Origin of the sequence: Leisingera sp. (assembly GCF_034669605.1) — a bacterium.
Classification (GTDB): Bacteria; Pseudomonadota; Alphaproteobacteria; order Rhodobacterales; family Rhodobacteraceae; genus Leisingera.
In genome coordinates this window covers 1-15,883 of sequence record NZ_JAXMOX010000101.1, presented here as the reverse complement: position 1 = coordinate 15,883, position 15,883 = coordinate 1, and the positions used below count along the sequence as shown (strand labels likewise).

The window sequence follows — 15,883 nt, the reverse complement described above, 5'->3', positions numbered from 1 at the left end:
CCTGCACGCGCCTGAGCTGGGCCGCAGCGATGCGGGCTTCATGATGGGGCCTGTTGCCGGCGTGGTCGAGGATGCTCCTGCCGGCGAATAACCCCTAACCCGCACGTTTGCGCATCTGCCGCATCATCGGAACCGAGTAGATAACCAAAGCGGCCCAGATCATCGGAAAGGCGATCATCCTGGCACGGCCGAACTCCTCTCCAAACAGAAGCACCGCGGCCAGCATGATCATCGTCGGCGCGATGTATTGCAGGATGCCAATGGTCGAAAGCCGCACCAGCTTGGCCCCATTGGCATAAACGATCAGCGGCACCGCGGTGACGACACCGCACCCCAGAAGCAGCGCGGTATCGTTTAGAGAGACACCAAAGCTGCTGGTTCCGGTTGCGGTGAGATAGGCGAGATAGCCCAGGGCCGGCAGCAGCAGTATCAACACCTCCAGCAAGAAGCCCTGATTTGGACCGATCGGCAGAGATTTTTTGAAAAACGCATAAAATCCCCAAGAAAGCGTCAGCCCGACCGAGACCCACGGCACGCTGCCGGCCTCGACCGTCAGAACCACTACAGCAGCGGCGGCCAAGGCGACGGCGGCCATTTGCGCCTTGGTCAGCGGCTCCCGCAGCAGGAAAGCACCCAGGGCAATGCTGAATAACGGATTGATGTAGTATCCCAATGCTGCGTCCAATGCCCGGCCAGAGGCAATCGACCAGACATAGATTCCCCAGTTCACTGAAATCAGCGCCGCAGTGATACAGGCCATACCCAGCATGCTGGGGTTCTTCAACGCCGCCTGCAGATCCTTTGTCCGCCGCAGGAATAGCAGAAGCGCCGCTGCGATTGGCACCGACCAGACCACCCGGTGGGAAACGACCTCAACTGCGGGAATATGCGCCAGTGCTTTCATGTAAAGCGGCAGGAACCCCCACATAAGATAGGCAGCGGTGGCAAAGGCCAGCCCGCGGGGAGTGTCCATGTTTTCGGGGGGCAGCTGTTTCATGCGGAGCTCCTGTACAGGGCGCCGTTATCGCCGGTTTTGATCGGATTGAAACTGTGTTTTCTGTGATATCGGGTATTCACAGGCTTTATGGGTGTGACGGCCTGCCCTTTGGGATGCAAAAGAACGGCCCCGGAAACCGGGGCCGCAGTGTCATTTGGGGTCTGCAGTCTGGGCTGGAACTGCGCGTCAGGCCTCCAGAGACCGGCGCAGCATTTCGACATCTTCGGCAATTTGGCCGTCAGTGGTCTTAAGCTCCTCAATACGCTTTACACCATGCATGACGGTGGTGTGGTCGCGCCCGCCAAAGCGGCGGCCGATCTCTGGCAGCGACCGGCTGGTCAGCTGCTTGCACAGATACATCGCCACTTGGCGCGGGCGTGCATAAGAGCGCAAGCGTTTGGGGCCGATGATGTCCGACATTCGGATGTTGTAATATTCGGAAACTTTGCGCTGGATCTCTTCAACAGTGATCTTGCGCTCGGAAGCCCGCAGCACATCGGCCAGGCAGTCCTGCGTCAGATCCATGTCGATCTCGCGGCCCACCAGCGAAGCAAAGGCAAACAAGCGGGTAAGAGCGCCTTCAAGAACGCGAACATTGGTCGAGATACGGTGTGCCAGAAACTCCAGCACGCCATCGGCAATGCGCAGATCCGGATAGGTTTGCCGCTGTTGCTCTACTTTGGTTTGCAGAATGCCCAGGCGAAGTTCATAGTCCGTCGGGTGCAGATCCACAACCAAGCCGCACTGCAGACGGGATTTCACCCGGTCTTCCAGGTCCTTGATCTCACCCGGGGCACGGTCGGCAGAGATGATGATCTGTTTATTTTGATCCACCAGCGCGTTGAAGGTGTGAAAGAATTCCTCTTGGGTCGAATCCTTTCCGGCGATGAACTGCACGTCATCCACCATCAGCACGTCAACTGAACGGAACAGGTGCTTGAAGTCCATCATCTTGCGCTCGCGCAGGGCCTGCACAAAGCGATACATGAATTGCTCTGCCGACAGGTACAACACGTTGAGCGACGGGTTCTTTTCCTTCAGTTCCCAGGCGATGGCGTGCATCAGGTGGGTCTTACCCAGGCCGACGCCCCCATAAAGCACCAGCGGGTTGAAGGTGACCGGACCACCTTCGCCAACGCGGCGCGCGGCGGCATGGGCCAGTTCGTTCGGCTTGCCCACTACAAAGCTGTCGAAGGTGAAGCGCGGGTCCAGCGGAGCCGCCTGCAACGCTTCCAGCGTGTCCCTGCCACCCGCCGATGCCGCAGCCGCAGCAGGTGCTGTCATGACTGCCACGTCGTTGTGTTCACCGCCATAGGTGTCAGCCGTCCCGGCAGTTTCTGCGGAACGGGCCGGGCTGTAGTTGGCCGCGACCCGGAAGGCCAGGCGCTGGACCGGCTCGCCGGACATTGTCAGCTCATGCAGAATAAGATCCGCAAAATTCTGGCTGACGTAATTTCCCATGAAATTCGTCGGCACCTTGAAGACGGCAACGCCGCCCTCCACGGTGTCAAATTCCAGAGGCTCAATCCAGGTCGTAAAGTTGTTCTGGCCTACCGTCTTCAACAGCCGGTTTCTGAGCTGTCCCCATTTTTCTTCTGTCATGCTGCGCCTCACGCGTCCCCAAAAAAGCAGCGGCCCATTGGCCGGGCCAATTCTATCTTTACCCCCAACGAATCGGGGGGCATTCACCCACAAGTTTATTGTGTGCGGACCAGCAGCGGCCGCATTACCCGAAGGTTGAAGGTTCGTGCAAAACAGCAAAATCAGCCGCAGGACGCGGCAGAGCTGCCTTCACGAACAGTATCGCACACAATTGAGACAAGGCTGCTGTCCATAACCGATACAGCAGTAGATGCCGGCCAGAACAAAGCACAAAAGTACCGTCTGCACCGAGCAACCTGGCAACCTTGATGCCCGTCAAGATTGCCGCAAGCAGCCTGTCCCCCCAGCGAGTGAATCGCTGTCTTATTGGTAGCAATTTGAGGGGGGCGGCAGCAACGAAACTATGATGTTGACTCTGTCTTTGCCGGCAAAGAATCCCTCGCATCTGCAGCACGCCGCCGAGGGTTTACCCAAAAAACAAGGCGCTGCAATCTGCAGCGCCCTGACAACATTTCAACTGTTCTGAAGCCCGCTCAGTGGAGCGAATCTCAGGCCAGTGCCTTCACGCGTGCGGACAGGCGCGAGATTTTCCGGGAAGCGGTGTTTTTGTGATACACGCCCTTGGTGACGCCGCGCATCAGTTCCGGCTGGGCTGCGCGCAGAGCGGCAGATGCAGCTTCCTTGTCGCCGGAGGCGATAGCTTCTTCAACTTTACGCAGATAAGTGCGGATGCGCGAACGACGGGCTTTGTTGACGGCAAAGCGCTTTTCGTTCTGACGTGCGCGCTTCTTGGCCTGGGGCGAATTTGCCATGGTGTTTGACCTTATCTCGGGTTCTGTTTCAATCGGACGCAATGCCAGCCGAACCCGGGTCACTAAACCGGTGTGATTCTAGCCAGAGCGGGCTGCACGCGCATGTATGAGGCGGCTGATACCCAACCCGGCGCAGAATTGCAAGGGCACCGGTCCGGTCAGAAAGACGGCGGGCCTATCTGCCCGCCGCTTCGTTACTCCAATCCCCAGCTAGCCTCACTTATCCCGGAACTGCGCTTCGCGCTTTTCCAGGAAGGCTGCCATGCCTTCTTTCTGGTCTTCGGTGGCGAACATCGAGTGGAACACACGGCGCTCAAACAGCAGCCCCTCGCTCAGCGGCAGCTCGTAAGAGCGGTTCACCGTTTCCTTGACCGCCATCGCTGTCAGCAGCGATTTTTCGGCAATCTTCTGCGCTGCTGCAGTAGCTTCCTCGACCAGCTTCTTGGCCGGCACCACTCGCGACACCAGGCCGGCGCGTTCGGCTTCCTCGGCGTTCATGAAGCGACCGGTGAGGTTCATGTCCATCGATTTCGACTTGCCCACAAACCGGGTCAAACGCTGAGTGCCACCGATTCCCGCAACGACGCCAAGGTTGATCTCAGGCTGGCCGAACTTGGCGGTTTCTGCTGCGATGATGAAATCGCACAGCATTGCCAGCTCGCAGCCGCCGCCCAGCGCATAGCCTGCGACCGCCGCGATCACCGGTTTGCGGATTGCGGAAATGCGGTCGTTGGCATCGGCGAACAGGTTGGTGGAGAACACTTCGGTGAAACTCATCTCCGACATCTCCTTGATGTCAGCGCCGGCGGCAAAAGCCTTTTCCGACCCGGTGAGAACGATACAGCGCACCTTGTCGCTGGCATCGGCCTCTTCCAAAGCGGCGCACAACTCGCCGATAAGTTCCTTGTTGAGCGCGTTCATCGCCTCTGGGCGGTTCAGTTTTATGAGGCAAACGTGGTCCTGCACATCGACGTTGATCGTCTCGTAGGCCATGATTTCTCTTTCGGTTGTTCCGTTCAAATCCGAGTCCTTACCAAAAGGGGCACTCTGATCAAGCTATCTTTGGCACTTTACACAATAGAAGGTGGAGCGTCCTGACTGAGTGATTCTGACAATTGACCCGTCGCAACCCGCGCGGTGGCAGGGTTCGCCCTCACGCCCGTAGGCATCGAAACTGTGTTGGAAATATCCAAGTTCACCAGAGGCTTGCCGAAAATCCTTGAGAGAAGCTCCCCCGGCGCGGATGGCATCTTGCAGCACTTGGCGGATGATCGGTACCAGCGCGGCAACCCGGTGCGCAGCAATCTGCCCAGCCTTGCGGCGTGGCGAAATTCCCGCACGGAACAACGCTTCACAGACATAGATGTTACCAAGTCCAGCAATGATTCCCTGATCCAGTAATGCGGATTTCACCGGCGTGTTACGGCCCTGGAAAGCGGCCACCAAGTGATCTTCGTGGAAATCATTACCCAACGGCTCCGGTCCCAGCACCGCCAGCAGTTTGTGATTCCCGGCAGTCGCAGTGTCCAGCAAATCCATCGCCCCGAACCGGCGCGGATCGTTGAAGGTGATGCGGGCATCGTTGTCCATGTCGAACACCACATGGTCGTGCTTTTCCGCCTGCGGGTGCTCATGCGTGAACTGCCCCAGCGGATCGCCCGACACGGTCATCCGCCCGGACATGCCAAGGTGAATGAGCAATGTCTCATCCGTGTCGAGGTCGGCAAGAATGTATTTCGAGCGCCGCCGCAAACCCTTCACCCGCGCACCGGTAAGCCGTTCGGCCATCCGCTCTGGAAACGGCCAGCGCAGACCAGGCCGGTTCACCGACGCATTTATGATCACCGCCCCCTCCATGGCCGGTGCCAATCCGCGTTTCACCGTCTCGACCTCGGGCAATTCTGGCATTACACCCCTCCTGAAACAACGGGCCGCATTGTGCCTGCCCCACAGCGCCTTATAACAAGGGCGGAAATCAGCAAACGGCAAGCCTCATGAGCGATAGCAGCGACAATACCACCCATTTCGGGTTCGAAACCGTCCGCGAGGCGGAGAAGGCGGGCCGGGTGCAGGGGGTCTTCAACTCGGTCGCTTCGAAATACGACATCATGAACGATGTGATGAGTGTTGGCATCCACCGGGTCTGGAAAGACGCGATGATGGATTGGCTGGCGCCGCGCCCCGGCCAGCGGCTGCTGGATGTGGCGGGCGGTACCGGCGACATTTCTTTCCGCTTCCTGAAACGCGCAGGCCACGGCCATTCCACCGTGCTGGATCTGACCCGCCCGATGCTGGAGGAAGGCCGCAAGCGCGCCGAAGCCGAACAGATGGCCGGCAGCCTCGACTGGGTCACCGGCGACGCTATGAAGCTGCCGTTCAAGGACAACACTTTCGACGTCTACACCATTTCCTTCGGCATCCGGAACGTGACCCGGCCGCAGGACGCGCTGAACGAGGCCTACCGGGTACTGCGCCCCGGCGGGCGGCTGATGGTGCTGGAATTCTCACAGCTGCCGAACGACGGGCTGCAGAAACTTTATGATCTTTATTCCTTCAACGTGATCCCGCGGATGGGGCAAATGATTGCCGGCGATTACGACAGCTACCAGTATCTGGTGGAATCGATCCGCAACTTCCCGGATCAGGAGACCTTCCTGGGCATGGTCAAACAGGCGGGTTTTGAGAACGCCAAGTACCGCAACCTGTCGCTGGGCATCGCCTGCTTGCATTCCGGCTGGAAAATCTGACCCATGCGCGGCCCTCATAATATTTTGCGCCTGATCCGCACAGGCGCCACTTTCGAGCGCACCGGTGCCATGCATTCGGTGCTGGAAGCGTTCGAGGCGCCCAAGCCGCTGCGCATTCTCGCCCGGACCCTGGGCTGGCCGTTCAAATGGATGGGGTACAAGGGCGATCCATCAATGCCGCCCGAGACCCGGGCGCTGAACGCCCTGGGGCCTGCCTACATCAAGTTCGGGCAAGTGCTCTCGACCAGGCCGGATGTGGTGGGCAAGGATCTGGCCCGCCAGTTGCGCGTTTTGCAGGACAAACTGCCGCCGTTCTCCCGCGCTGAGGCCCTGGCCGAAGTGGAAAAGGAACTGGGCCGCCCCGTCTCCGAGATATTTTCGGACTTCAGTGACCCGATTGCCGCCGCCTCCATCGCCCAGGTGCACCGCGCAACACTGGCCGAAACCGGCGAGGAAGTTGCCGTCAAGGTGCTGCGCCCGGGTATCGAGCGCGCTTTCAACAAGGACGTGGACGCCTTCTATTTCGCCGCCCGAATCGTGGACTTGTTCGCGCCCGGCGCCCGCCGCCTGAAACCGATGGACGTGATCGAACATTTCGACGGCGTGGTGCAAGGGGAATTAGACCTGCGGCTTGAGAGCGCCGCCGCGTCGGAATTTGCCGCCAATACCGTGAATGACGAAGGCTTCCAGCTGCCTGAAATCCGCTGGGGCTATTCCGCCCGCCGGGTGATGACGATGGGCTGGGCGGACGGCGTCGCGCTCGGCGACAATGACGCGCTGGATGCCGCCGGACACGACCGCCGGGTGCTGGCCGACCGGGTACTGTCGCTGTTTTTGCGCCATGCGCTGCGCGACGGTTTTTTCCACGCCGACATGCATCAAGGCAACCTGAAGGTCGCCGCCAATGGTGACATCATCGCCTATGACTTCGGCATCATGGGCCACATTGATGAGTACACGCGACGGGTTTATGCCGAGATCCTCTACGGCTTCATCAAACGCGATTACAAACGCGTCGCCGAGGTGCATTTCGAAGCCGGTTATGTATCCGCATCCCACGACGTAGACGAATTCGCCCGCGCCCTGCGCGCGGTGGGAGAGCCAATCTTCGGCATGGATGCATCGCAGATCTCAATGGGGCGGCTGCTGAACTATCTGTTTGAAGTGACAGAGCGTTTCGGAATGGAAACCCGCACCGAACTGATCCTGCTGCAGCGCACCATGGTGGTGGTCGAAGGCGTTGCCCGGTCGCTGGATCCGCATATCAACATCTGGGAGGCCGCCCGCCCGGTGGTTGAGGGTTACATCAAGAAATCCATCGGTCCTCGTGCGGTGGTAAGCGACCTTCTGGACACCGCCAAGGTGATGGCCCGGTTTGGCCCCCGGCTGCCCGCGCTGGTGGAGCAGGCGCTGATCGCACAAGCGGCGCAGAACGGCACACAAAAGCCCAGCGTAAACAGCTGGGTTACACCGGCCGTTCTGGGAGCAGCCGGCGGAATAAGCCTCTGTGCCGTGATTGCCTTGCTGCTGTGACCACGCACAGGCCCCAATGGCCACGGTTTTCTTTCTGGTCTGAAATACTCCAGCGGTGAGCGCCGCAAACCGCGAGGGGGGGGGCAGCGCCCCCTTCCCTTTCAATTACAGCCGCTCGACTGCCAATGCGATGCCCTGGCCACCGCCGATGCACATGGTGATCAGACCTTTAGACCCGCCGGATCGCTCCAATTCATAGAGAGTTTTCAAGGTGATGATAGCGCCTGTTGCCCCCACGGGATGGCCCAGGGCGATTGCTCCGCCGTTCGGGTTCACCTTGGCGGGATCCAGCCCCAGTTCCTGGTTCACCGCCAGCGCCTGCGACGCAAAGGCCTCATTTGATTCGATCACATCAAAATCACTGGGTGACAGGCCGGTTTTCTCCAGCAGGCTCCGCACCGCGGGCACCGGGCCAATGCCCATGACTTCCGGGCGCACACCGGCATGGGCATAGCCCAGGATTCGTGCCTTGGGTTTCAAACCTGCCCGCTCTGCAGCGGAGGCCGTGGCCAGCACCACCGCCGCAGCGCCGTCGTTGATGCCGCTGGCATTGCCAGCGGTTACCCGCCCGTCTTTCCGGAACACCGCCTTAAGCCCGGCCAGCACATCCAAGGTGGTGGCCTTGGGGTGCTCGTCCACCTCAAAAGGCACCAGGTCGCGTTTGACCTTCACGTCAACCGGTGTGATCTGCGATTTGAAATGCCCGGCTTCGATCGCCGCGGCGGCGCGGGTCTGACTGATGACGGCGAACTCATCCATCTGGGCGCGCGTGATACCGTGCTCATCGGCGACGTTTTCTGCTGTTACCCCCATGTGGCCGGTGCCGAACGGGCAGTTCAACGCCCCCAGCATCATGTCCAGAGATTTTACATCCCCCATCTTGGCACCCCAGCGGCTCTGCTGGTTAATGTAGGGGCTGCGCGACATGTTTTCGGCGCCGCCGGCCAGTGCGAATTCCGCGTCTCCCAAGGCAAGAGATTGGACGGCAGAGATTATTGCTTGCACTCCAGATCCGCAAAGCCGGTTCACGTTCATCGCCGGCACCGCATCAGGCACCCCCGCCTGCATCGCTGCAACCCGGCTCAGGTACATGTCGCGCGGCTCGGTATTGATGATGTGTCCGAACACCACATGACCGATCTGGCCCCCGTCCACTCCCGAGCGCTGCAGGGCAGCCTTGGACACGGTGGTTGCCAGATCAATCGGAGCAGTTCCCGCTAAAGCGCCGCCAAAAGTGCCGATGGCGGTGCGGGCGCCATCCAGGATCACGATATCAGTCATTGTCTTTCTCCTCACTCCTGCGTTGCCGCCATTATGCGCCTGCAGCATGGTCCTGTCTGCCGGGACGTGCCGTCATGGAAACGCCACGTCACGCTCTGCGCTCTCCCCATACCGCCCCCTGCACGCCGCCGCGGTTCAGCATTCCGAATGTCAGGAAGATTTGACAAACACGGCCTGACGGCGCAGAGAATCCGTCATGACGGAAAACACAGACGATATCCTGACCTTGCTGCCCGCCCGCCTGAAAGAGGCCCGCCGCACCCAAGGGCTGAGCCTGGAAGCGGTGGCGAATCTCTCCGGCGTCAGCCGCTCCATGGTAAGCCAGATCGAACGCGGCGAAAGCTCGCCCACCATCGCAACGCTATGGAATCTCACCCGTGCGCTGCAGGTGGATTTTGCCGGGCTGCTGGAAACAGGTGACATGAAGGACCGGATTGAGGTTCTGCGCGCAACAGATGTGCCCAAGATCGAGAACATGGGCCAAGGCTGCCGGATCCGCATTCTGTCGCCGCCGGAGGAAGCCGGCGGGCATGAGGTCTATGATATCCGTTTCGACAAAGGCGGCGCATTGGTCAGCCAGCCACACACCCGCGGCACTGTGGAACAACTGACCGTTCTGGAGGGGGAAATTGCACTTTCCTCTGGCAATGCCAACGACTTGCTGCAAACAGGCGACACCGCCCGCTATGCCGCTGATGTCGCGCATTCGGTTACCTCATCGAAGGGGCCGGCGCGGGTGTTTCTGATTGTGAAAACGGCTTGAAGCTGGCCTTTATTCCCGGTCCTGCTCTTCCTTTCGAAATCAGTGCGGACATCAGCAGACCTTTCAAACAGGCGGGAAGATTCAAATTTTTAGCCGGTTCTTTCCCGCTGAACTAGCGTAAACGTACCGGCAAGAAAGCCCTTCTTACCACCTTTCCAGAACAAACCCCTTGAAAGACTCACGGCATCGGACCATATGTGGATCGCTAACGTTATTCTTGTCGATCCACTGTCTCCCGCTCTGCGGCGTTTTCAGTCTCTCGATCCAGACCGACTACGCCAGGCTGCCGCACTTCCGCGGGCAGCATCTACTAGGAGACTACGGATATGGCCACCGGCACCGTAAAATGGTTCAACACCACCAAAGGCTTCGGCTTCATCGCACCCGACGGCGGCAGCAAAGATGTGTTCGTGCACATTTCCGCTGTTGAGCGCTCCGGCCTGACCGGCCTGGCGGACAACCAGAAAGTCACTTTCGACATCGAGCCCGGCCGTGACGGCCGCGAGTCGGCTGTGAACCTGGCGCTGGCGTAAGCTTTTAAAGCTTATCAGTTCTGAAACGCGGTCCCTGCAAAGGGGCCGCGTTTTTTCGTTTCCGGTTGATTGTCAGCCCTTATTCTTCTCATCCCAAAGCTTGGGCTCCCACAGCTCCACCTTGTTGCCCTCGGGGTCCATGATCCAGGAAAAACGTCCGTTCTCATGGGTTTCCGGTCCCTGCTGAATGGGAATACCCGCCTTGGTCAGCTGTGCGATCATGCCGTCCATGTCATCAACCCGGTAGTTGATCATGAAGCTGGAAGCGCTGGGGGCGAACCAAGTTCCGTCCGGATCGGCAGTGGCCCAGACGGTGAGGCCGCCGTCTTCGGCCTTATCCTGCTGCCAATTGAGGATGGCGCCGCCGAAATCCTTCAGCTCCAGCCCCAGGTGGTCGCGGTACCACTCTGCCAGCGCTTTGGCATCACCACGCGCCTTGATAAACACCCCGCCGATACCCATGATGCGTGCCATGCGTTTCCTCCCTGTTGCAGGATCAGATAGCCCGGCCTGGCCGAACGTCTGCCTCAAATCCGGTTTTGCGGAAAATGTTCCGTGATACTGAAATCCTGTATTTCGGAAATGCATCCGCTATGATAGACACGCGACTCGAGGCACCCAGGGAGTTAGCTCATGTCCAACGCATTTCTGACCGACATCTCCAGCACGCTGGCCCAGATTGAGGCTGAGGGGCTGTACAAGCGTGAGCGAATGATCACCTCTCCCCAAGGGGGCGAGATCACGGTCGGCGGCCGTGAGGTGATCAACCTTTGCGCCAACAATTATCTGGGGCTGGCCGATCACCCCGCCCTGATTAAAGCCGCCAAGGACGCGATGGAGCCGAAAGGGTTCGGCATGGCGAGCGTGCGGTTCATTTGCGGGACGCAAGACATTCACCGGGAGCTGGAGAGCCGTCTGGCCAAGTTCCTTGGCAAGGACGACGCGATCCTGTTCGCCGCCTGTTTCGACGCCAATGGCGGGCTGTTCGAGCCGCTCTTGGGGCCGGAGGATGCGATTATCTCGGACAGCCTGAACCATGCGTCAATCATCGACGGCGTGCGCCTGTGCAAGGCCAAGCGCTACCGCTATCTGAACAGTGACATGAACGATCTGGAAGCCTGGCTGAAACAGGCCCGCGAGGACGGGGCGCGCCATATCATGATCGCCACTGACGGGGTGTTCTCGATGGACGGCTACTTGGCCAAGCTGCCTGAAATCCGGGCGCTGGCGGACAAATACGATGCGGTGGTGATGGTGGATGACTGCCACGCCACCGGTTTCATGGGGGCAACGGGCGCCGGCACGCCGGAGCATTTCGGGGTCGACGTGGATATCGTCACCGGGACATTGGGCAAAGCACTTGGGGGGGCCATTGGCGGTTATATCGCCGGGCCGCAGCCAGTGATCGACCTGCTGCGGCAGCGGGCGCGGCCCTATCTGTTCTCCAATTCGCTGCCGCCATCAATTGTTGCCGCCGGGCTGGAGGCGATCCGGCTGGTGGAAGAAGGGGACGCTCTGCGGGCGCAGCTGTTTGATAACGCGAAATACTGGCGCGCGGGGCTGGAAAGCCTGGGCTTTGACCTCTTGCCCGGTGAGCACCCGATTATCCCGGTGATGCTGGGTGAAGCGCAGCTGGCACAGGATATGGCGTCGCGGTTGTTCGACGAGGGCGTTTATGTCTCTGGCTTCTTCTTCCCGGTGGTGCCGCGCGGTCAGGCGCGGATCCGGACGCAGATGAATGCGGCGCTGACGCGGGATGAGCTGGACCGGGCGCTGGCCGCATTCGGTAAAGTTGGCAAGGAACTGGGGGTGATTTCATGAGCCTGCCTAACACGATGAAGGCACTGGAGAAATCGCATCCCAAAGAAGGCCTGTGGATGGTGCAGGCACCGGTGCCCGAGATCGGCCCGGATGAGGTGCTGATCAAGGTTAAGAAGACCGGCATTTGCGGGACCGATATACATATCTGGAACTGGGATGACTGGGCCGCGCATACCGTACCGGTACCGATGATCACCGGGCACGAATTTGCTGGGGAGATCATTGAAATCGGCCGCAACGTGGAGGACTTGACAGTGGGGCAACGGTGTTCCGGCGAGGGGCACCTGATCAAGACGGATTCGCGCCAGTCGCGGGCTGGCAAGTTCCACCTGGACCCCGGCACCCGCGGCATCGGGGTGAATGAGCAGGGTGCTTTCGCACAATATCTGAAACTGCCCGCCTTCAATGTGGTGCCGCTGCCGGATGACATCCCGGACGAGATCGGCGCCATTCTCGACCCGCTGGGCAATGCGGTGCATACCGCGTTGAGCTTTGATCTGCTGGGGGAGGATGTGCTGATCACCGGGGCCGGCCCCATTGGCATCATGGCGGCGGCGGTGGCGAAACATGCGGGTGCGCGGCATGTGGTAATCACCGACATCAACCCGGACCGGTTGAAGCTGGCTGCGCATGTTGTGCCGGCGGCGCGTACTTTGGATGTGTCCAAGGAAGAGCTAAGTGATGTGATCCAAGAACTGGGCATGAAACAGGGCTTTGACGTCGGGCTGGAGATGTCCGGCTCGCAAGCGGCGCTGGATCAGATGGTCGAGGCGCTGGTAATGGGCGGAAAGATTGCGCTGCTGGGCATTCCGCCGGGCAAATCGCCGGTGGATTGGAGCCGCATTGTGTTCAAGGCGATCACCCTCAAGGGCGTCTACGGGCGCGAAATGTTCGAAACTTGGTACAAGATGATCGCCATGCTGCAAAACGGGCTGGATGTGAGCCGGGTGATCACCCATCGCTTTGCGGTGGAGGATTTTGCAGAAGGGTTCACGGCAATGAAATCCGGGACAAGCGGCAAGGTGGTGCTTAACTGGAGCTGAGCACGGATCGAGGGAGCATTGCCCCCTTGGCCTTGCGGCCTCACCCCCATAATACTTGCAACCAGAACGAGGCCGCGGTTTAGGGTATCAGCGGCTGGCGCCCGTTCTGAGTGAGCAGCCAGCAGCTGCGGCCTTCGAACACTGCGGCAGTGAGAGGGCGGCCGTAGCCTGCACCGGTGTCAAGGTTGATGCGGTTGCCGTAATGGCTGGGCCTGTCCACCGGCGTGTGACCATGCACGATCAGTTTCGGATGCGCACCGGAGTGGTCGTGGAACGGCTGCCGGATCCAGACCAGATCATCCTCCTTCTGCCGGGCCAGCGGTACACCGGGCACGATTCCGGCGTGCACAAAGGCCAGCTCCGGCGTCTCGTGAAGGGGCGTGAGGCTGCGCAGGAATTCAGCATGCTGCAGAGGAATCACTTCTTTTGCTTCTGCATGCAGATCGTCGAGCCGGGTACGGTCCTTGAATGTCAACCCGTAGCTGGCCAGGGTTTCAGTGCCGCCGATCCGCTCATGCAGCCAGTGGTATCCGATCAGTAGATGCGGGTCATGGCGCGGTATGTCCTCCATGAACCATTCAAACATCCGGTCGTGGTTGCCCCTGAGGCAGATCCAGGCCCGGCCCTCCTCTTGGCCTGCGATCAACCGCTCAATTACCCCTCGGCTGTCGGGACCACGATCGGTGTAGTCGCCCAGGAAGACGATGCGGGCCTCGGGGCCGCCATCAACCTCAATCCGGGCCAGCGCCTGCTCTAGCATCTTCACCTGGCCGTGGATATCGCCGATGGCGTAGAGGGGGGTGGTCATGGCAGCTCCTTTACGCAGCTTTGGCAGTTTGATGGAGTATTACGGCAAGGAGTTCAACCCCCGGAAAGTCTGCCCTCAGGCTGGCAATCAGGCTTCACCGCCCCAGGTTACCTGGGAAGTTGTCCAATGAACAAACTGAACCGGGAGGGCTGAAAATGGAAGGAATTGCGCGGTGGTTCATGCTGGCGGCGGTGGCATCGGCGCTTGGCGGCATGGTCTGGGGAATCCAGATGTCGGCAAGCCAGGACCACCTTCTGTCGCCAGCCCACGGGCATCTGAACCTGCTTGGCTGGGTCAGTTGTGCGATCTATGCGTTTTATTACCACCTGCTGCCACAGGCCGCCGGGGGCCTTTTGCCACGGCTGCACCTGGGAACCGCTATACTGGCGCTGACGCTGCTGGTGCCGGGCATCCCGCTGGCCATTCAGAACAGCAGCGACCTGCTGGCGCAGGCAGGATCGCTGGTGGCACTGCTGTCGATGCTGATCTTTGCGGCGGTGGTGCTGCGCAGCCGGCCGGAAAAGTCAGCCTTTGCGCAGCCAAGGTGATGTGAACCTCGCAAAGAAAAAGCCCCCGCAGGGCAAGCGGGGGCTTTTTCCAGTTATTCACCGGACAGGTCAGGCAATGTCGAATGCCAAAGGCTTTATTTGGTTGAACAGTCCGGTTTCGGCCAGCTTGGCGCGGACCCCGGCGGGCACTTCGTCATCCACATAGAGCAGTGCGATGGCTTCGCCGCCGGCTTCGGATCGGCCCAGGGTGAAATTGGCAATGTTCACTTCGCTTTCGCCCAAGGTGTGGCCCAGGGTGCCGATGATGCCGGGCACGTCCTCGTTGGTGGTATAAAGCATATGCGCGCCGACCTCGGCCTCGATATTGATGCCCTTGATCTGGATGAAACGCGGCTTGCCGTCGGAAAACACGGTACCCGCCACCGAGCGCTCGCGCTTTGAGGTCACGGCAGTCACCTTGACATAACCGTCGAACGTGCCGGATTTACCCTGATTCGTGGTCGATATCTGGATGCCGCGCTCCTTGGCGACCACCGGGGCGGAAACCATGTTCACCTCGGGGTTGACGCGTTTCATGATACCGGCAATCACTGCACAGTTCAGGGCGTCCAGGTTCATCTCCGAAGCAACGCCATCATAGAGGATGTTGATTGCCTTGATCGGCTCATCCGTCATCTGGCCCACAAAGCTGCCCAGGTGATCGGCCAATTTGATCCAGGGGCCCATGATCTTGGCTTCCTCGGCAGTCACCGAGGGCATGTTGAGCGCATTTTCCACGGCGCCGGTCAACAGGTAGTTGGACATCTGTTCGGCCACCTGCAGGGCGACGTTTTCCTGCGCCTCAGTGGTGGCGGCACCGAGGTGCGGGGTGCAGACCACGTTGGGCAGGCCGAAGAGGGCGTTGTCGTTGGCCGGCTCTACCGAGAACACGTCAAAGGCAGCACCTGCCACATGGCCGGAGGTCAAGAGTTCCGCCAGCGCACCCTCGTCAACCAAGCCGCCGCGGGCGCAGTTGATGATGCGCACGCCCTTCTTGGTCTTCTCCAAGTTTTCCTTGGACAGGATGTTGCGGGTCTGATCGGTCAGCGGCACATGCAGGGTAATGAAGTCGGCACGGGCAAGCAGTTCATCCAGTTCAACCTTTTCGACGCCCATCTGATCAGCCTTATCGGTGCTGAGATAGGGGTCATAAGCCACGACCTTCATCTTGAGGCCGCGGGCGCGATCGCAGACGATGCCGCCGATGTTGCCGGCACCGATCACACCCAGGGTTTTGGCGGTTAGTTCGGTGCCCATGAACTTGGACTTCTCCCATTTGCCGGCATGGGTGGAGGCGGACGCCTCAGGCAGCTGGCGCGCGGTTGCAAACATCATGGCGATGGCGTGTTCGGCAGTGGTGATCATGTTGCCGAAGGGCGTGTTCATCACAATGAC

16 protein-coding genes are annotated in these 15,883 nt (G+C 60.0%); 7 read left to right on the top strand and 9 right to left on the bottom strand.

From position 1 onward, the window contains the following. Nucleotides 1–94 precede the first annotated feature (94 nt). From rarD to mutM, 5 genes are all read right to left on the bottom strand, one after another. Nucleotides 95–997, bottom strand: coding sequence for an EamA family transporter RarD (gene rarD, locus VOI29_RS13680; RefSeq protein WP_323779587.1), 903 nt, complete (start codon nucleotides 995–997; stop codon nucleotides 95–97). A 186-nt stretch (nucleotides 998–1,183) separates the two neighbouring features. Beyond that, a complete protein-coding gene (gene dnaA, locus VOI29_RS13675) occupies nucleotides 1,184–2,599 on the bottom strand; it encodes a chromosomal replication initiator protein DnaA (RefSeq protein WP_323779585.1) in 1,416 nt (471 codons plus the stop codon). 548 nt (nucleotides 2,600–3,147) lie between these two features. Next, the gene (gene rpsT / locus VOI29_RS13670) at nucleotides 3,148–3,411 is read right to left on the bottom strand and encodes a 30S ribosomal protein S20 (protein ID WP_323779583.1); all 264 of its coding nucleotides are present in this window, start codon (nucleotides 3,409–3,411) and stop codon (nucleotides 3,148–3,150) included. Nucleotides 3,412–3,627: 216 nt separating this feature from the next. Next, nucleotides 3,628–4,404, bottom strand: coding sequence for an enoyl-CoA hydratase (locus tag VOI29_RS13665; protein WP_323779581.1), 777 nt, complete (start codon nucleotides 4,402–4,404; stop codon nucleotides 3,628–3,630). A gap of 63 nt (nucleotides 4,405–4,467) precedes the next feature. Further along, the gene (mutM, locus tag VOI29_RS13660) at nucleotides 4,468–5,319 is read right to left on the bottom strand and encodes a bifunctional DNA-formamidopyrimidine glycosylase/DNA-(apurinic or apyrimidinic site) lyase (RefSeq protein WP_323779579.1); all 852 of its coding nucleotides are present in this window, start codon (nucleotides 5,317–5,319) and stop codon (nucleotides 4,468–4,470) included. Between the two features lie 86 nt (nucleotides 5,320–5,405). On the opposite strand from mutM, the gene ubiE reads away from it, so the two are divergent. Both ubiE and ubiB read left to right on the top strand, forming a co-directional pair. Next, a complete protein-coding gene (ubiE, locus tag VOI29_RS13655) occupies nucleotides 5,406–6,158 on the top strand; it encodes a bifunctional demethylmenaquinone methyltransferase/2-methoxy-6-polyprenyl-1,4-benzoquinol methylase UbiE (RefSeq protein WP_323779577.1) in 753 nt (250 codons plus the stop codon). A 3-nt stretch (nucleotides 6,159–6,161) separates the two neighbouring features. Beyond that, nucleotides 6,162–7,691, top strand: a complete 1,530-nt coding sequence (gene ubiB / locus VOI29_RS13650; RefSeq protein ID WP_323779575.1) for a 2-polyprenylphenol 6-hydroxylase — start codon at nucleotides 6,162–6,164, stop codon at nucleotides 7,689–7,691. Between the two features lie 105 nt (nucleotides 7,692–7,796). On the opposite strand, the gene VOI29_RS13645 is transcribed toward ubiB, so the two are convergent. Continuing rightward, the gene (locus tag VOI29_RS13645; protein WP_323779573.1) at nucleotides 7,797–8,972 is read right to left on the bottom strand and encodes an acetyl-CoA C-acyltransferase family protein; all 1,176 of its coding nucleotides are present in this window, start codon (nucleotides 8,970–8,972) and stop codon (nucleotides 7,797–7,799) included. Between the two features lie 196 nt (nucleotides 8,973–9,168). Between VOI29_RS13645 and VOI29_RS13640 the strand changes: the two genes are divergently transcribed. Both VOI29_RS13640 and VOI29_RS13635 read left to right on the top strand, forming a co-directional pair. After that, nucleotides 9,169–9,735 carry an XRE family transcriptional regulator gene (locus tag VOI29_RS13640; protein WP_323779571.1) on the top strand — a complete coding sequence of 189 codons (567 nt, stop codon included), beginning with the start codon at nucleotides 9,169–9,171 and terminating at the stop codon, nucleotides 9,733–9,735. A 326-nt stretch (nucleotides 9,736–10,061) separates the two neighbouring features. After that, a complete protein-coding gene (locus VOI29_RS13635; protein ID WP_024092327.1) occupies nucleotides 10,062–10,268 on the top strand; it encodes a cold-shock protein in 207 nt (68 codons plus the stop codon). A gap of 72 nt (nucleotides 10,269–10,340) precedes the next feature. Here the strand turns inward: VOI29_RS13635 and VOI29_RS13630 are convergent, their stop codons facing one another. Continuing rightward, on the bottom strand, nucleotides 10,341–10,742 hold the full coding sequence (locus VOI29_RS13630; RefSeq protein WP_323779567.1) for a VOC family protein: 402 nt from the start codon (nucleotides 10,740–10,742) through the stop codon (nucleotides 10,341–10,343). A 159-nt stretch (nucleotides 10,743–10,901) separates the two neighbouring features. On the opposite strand from VOI29_RS13630, the gene VOI29_RS13625 reads away from it, so the two are divergent. Together VOI29_RS13625 and tdh are read left to right on the top strand one after the other, a co-directional pair. Continuing rightward, a complete protein-coding gene (locus VOI29_RS13625) occupies nucleotides 10,902–12,089 on the top strand; it encodes a glycine C-acetyltransferase (RefSeq protein ID WP_323779565.1) in 1,188 nt (395 codons plus the stop codon). Nucleotides 12,090–12,103: 14 nt separating this feature from the next. Beyond that, nucleotides 12,104–13,132, top strand: coding sequence for an L-threonine 3-dehydrogenase (tdh, locus tag VOI29_RS13620; RefSeq protein ID WP_323779589.1), 1,029 nt, complete (start codon nucleotides 12,104–12,106; stop codon nucleotides 13,130–13,132). Nucleotides 13,133–13,211: 79 nt separating this feature from the next. On the opposite strand, the gene VOI29_RS13615 is transcribed toward tdh, so the two are convergent. Beyond that, the gene (locus tag VOI29_RS13615) at nucleotides 13,212–13,940 is read right to left on the bottom strand and encodes a metallophosphoesterase family protein (RefSeq protein ID WP_323779563.1); all 729 of its coding nucleotides are present in this window, start codon (nucleotides 13,938–13,940) and stop codon (nucleotides 13,212–13,214) included. Between the two features lie 155 nt (nucleotides 13,941–14,095). Here VOI29_RS13615 and VOI29_RS13610 point away from each other — a divergent pair, with 155 nt between their 5' ends. Beyond that, nucleotides 14,096–14,488 carry a hypothetical protein gene (locus VOI29_RS13610; RefSeq protein ID WP_323779561.1) on the top strand — a complete coding sequence of 131 codons (393 nt, stop codon included), beginning with the start codon at nucleotides 14,096–14,098 and terminating at the stop codon, nucleotides 14,486–14,488. Between the two features lie 69 nt (nucleotides 14,489–14,557). On the opposite strand, the gene serA is transcribed toward VOI29_RS13610, so the two are convergent. Further along, nucleotides 14,558–15,883: phosphoglycerate dehydrogenase (serA, locus tag VOI29_RS13605; RefSeq protein ID WP_323779559.1), on the bottom strand; the 1,326-nt coding region annotated here is incomplete at its 5' end.

Coding starts and splice junctions, on each gene's coding strand:
- ubiE (WP_323779577.1), top strand. CDS start 5,406: ATGAGCGATAGCAGCGACAATACCACCCATTTCGGGTTCGAAACCGTC.
- VOI29_RS13610 (WP_323779561.1), top strand. CDS start 14,096: ATGGAAGGAATTGCGCGGTGGTTCATGCTGGCGGCGGTGGCATCGGCG.
- mutM (WP_323779579.1), bottom strand. CDS start 5,319: ATGCCAGAATTGCCCGAGGTCGAGACGGTGAAACGCGGATTGGCACCG.
- rarD (WP_323779587.1), bottom strand. CDS start 997: ATGAAACAGCTGCCCCCCGAAAACATGGACACTCCCCGCGGGCTGGCC.
- VOI29_RS13665 (WP_323779581.1), bottom strand. CDS start 4,404: ATGGCCTACGAGACGATCAACGTCGATGTGCAGGACCACGTTTGCCTC.
- ubiB (WP_323779575.1), top strand. CDS start 6,162: ATGCGCGGCCCTCATAATATTTTGCGCCTGATCCGCACAGGCGCCACT.
- VOI29_RS13645 (WP_323779573.1), bottom strand. CDS start 8,972: ATGACTGATATCGTGATCCTGGATGGCGCCCGCACCGCCATCGGCACT.
- rpsT (WP_323779583.1), bottom strand. CDS start 3,411: ATGGCAAATTCGCCCCAGGCCAAGAAGCGCGCACGTCAGAACGAAAAG.
- VOI29_RS13640 (WP_323779571.1), top strand. CDS start 9,169: ATGACGGAAAACACAGACGATATCCTGACCTTGCTGCCCGCCCGCCTG.
- tdh (WP_323779589.1), top strand. CDS start 12,104: ATGAAGGCACTGGAGAAATCGCATCCCAAAGAAGGCCTGTGGATGGTG.
- VOI29_RS13615 (WP_323779563.1), bottom strand. CDS start 13,940: ATGACCACCCCCCTCTACGCCATCGGCGATATCCACGGCCAGGTGAAG.
- VOI29_RS13630 (WP_323779567.1), bottom strand. CDS start 10,742: ATGGCACGCATCATGGGTATCGGCGGGGTGTTTATCAAGGCGCGTGGT.
- dnaA (WP_323779585.1), bottom strand. CDS start 2,599: ATGACAGAAGAAAAATGGGGACAGCTCAGAAACCGGCTGTTGAAGACG.
- VOI29_RS13625 (WP_323779565.1), top strand. CDS start 10,902: ATGTCCAACGCATTTCTGACCGACATCTCCAGCACGCTGGCCCAGATT.
- VOI29_RS13635 (WP_024092327.1), top strand. CDS start 10,062: ATGGCCACCGGCACCGTAAAATGGTTCAACACCACCAAAGGCTTCGGC.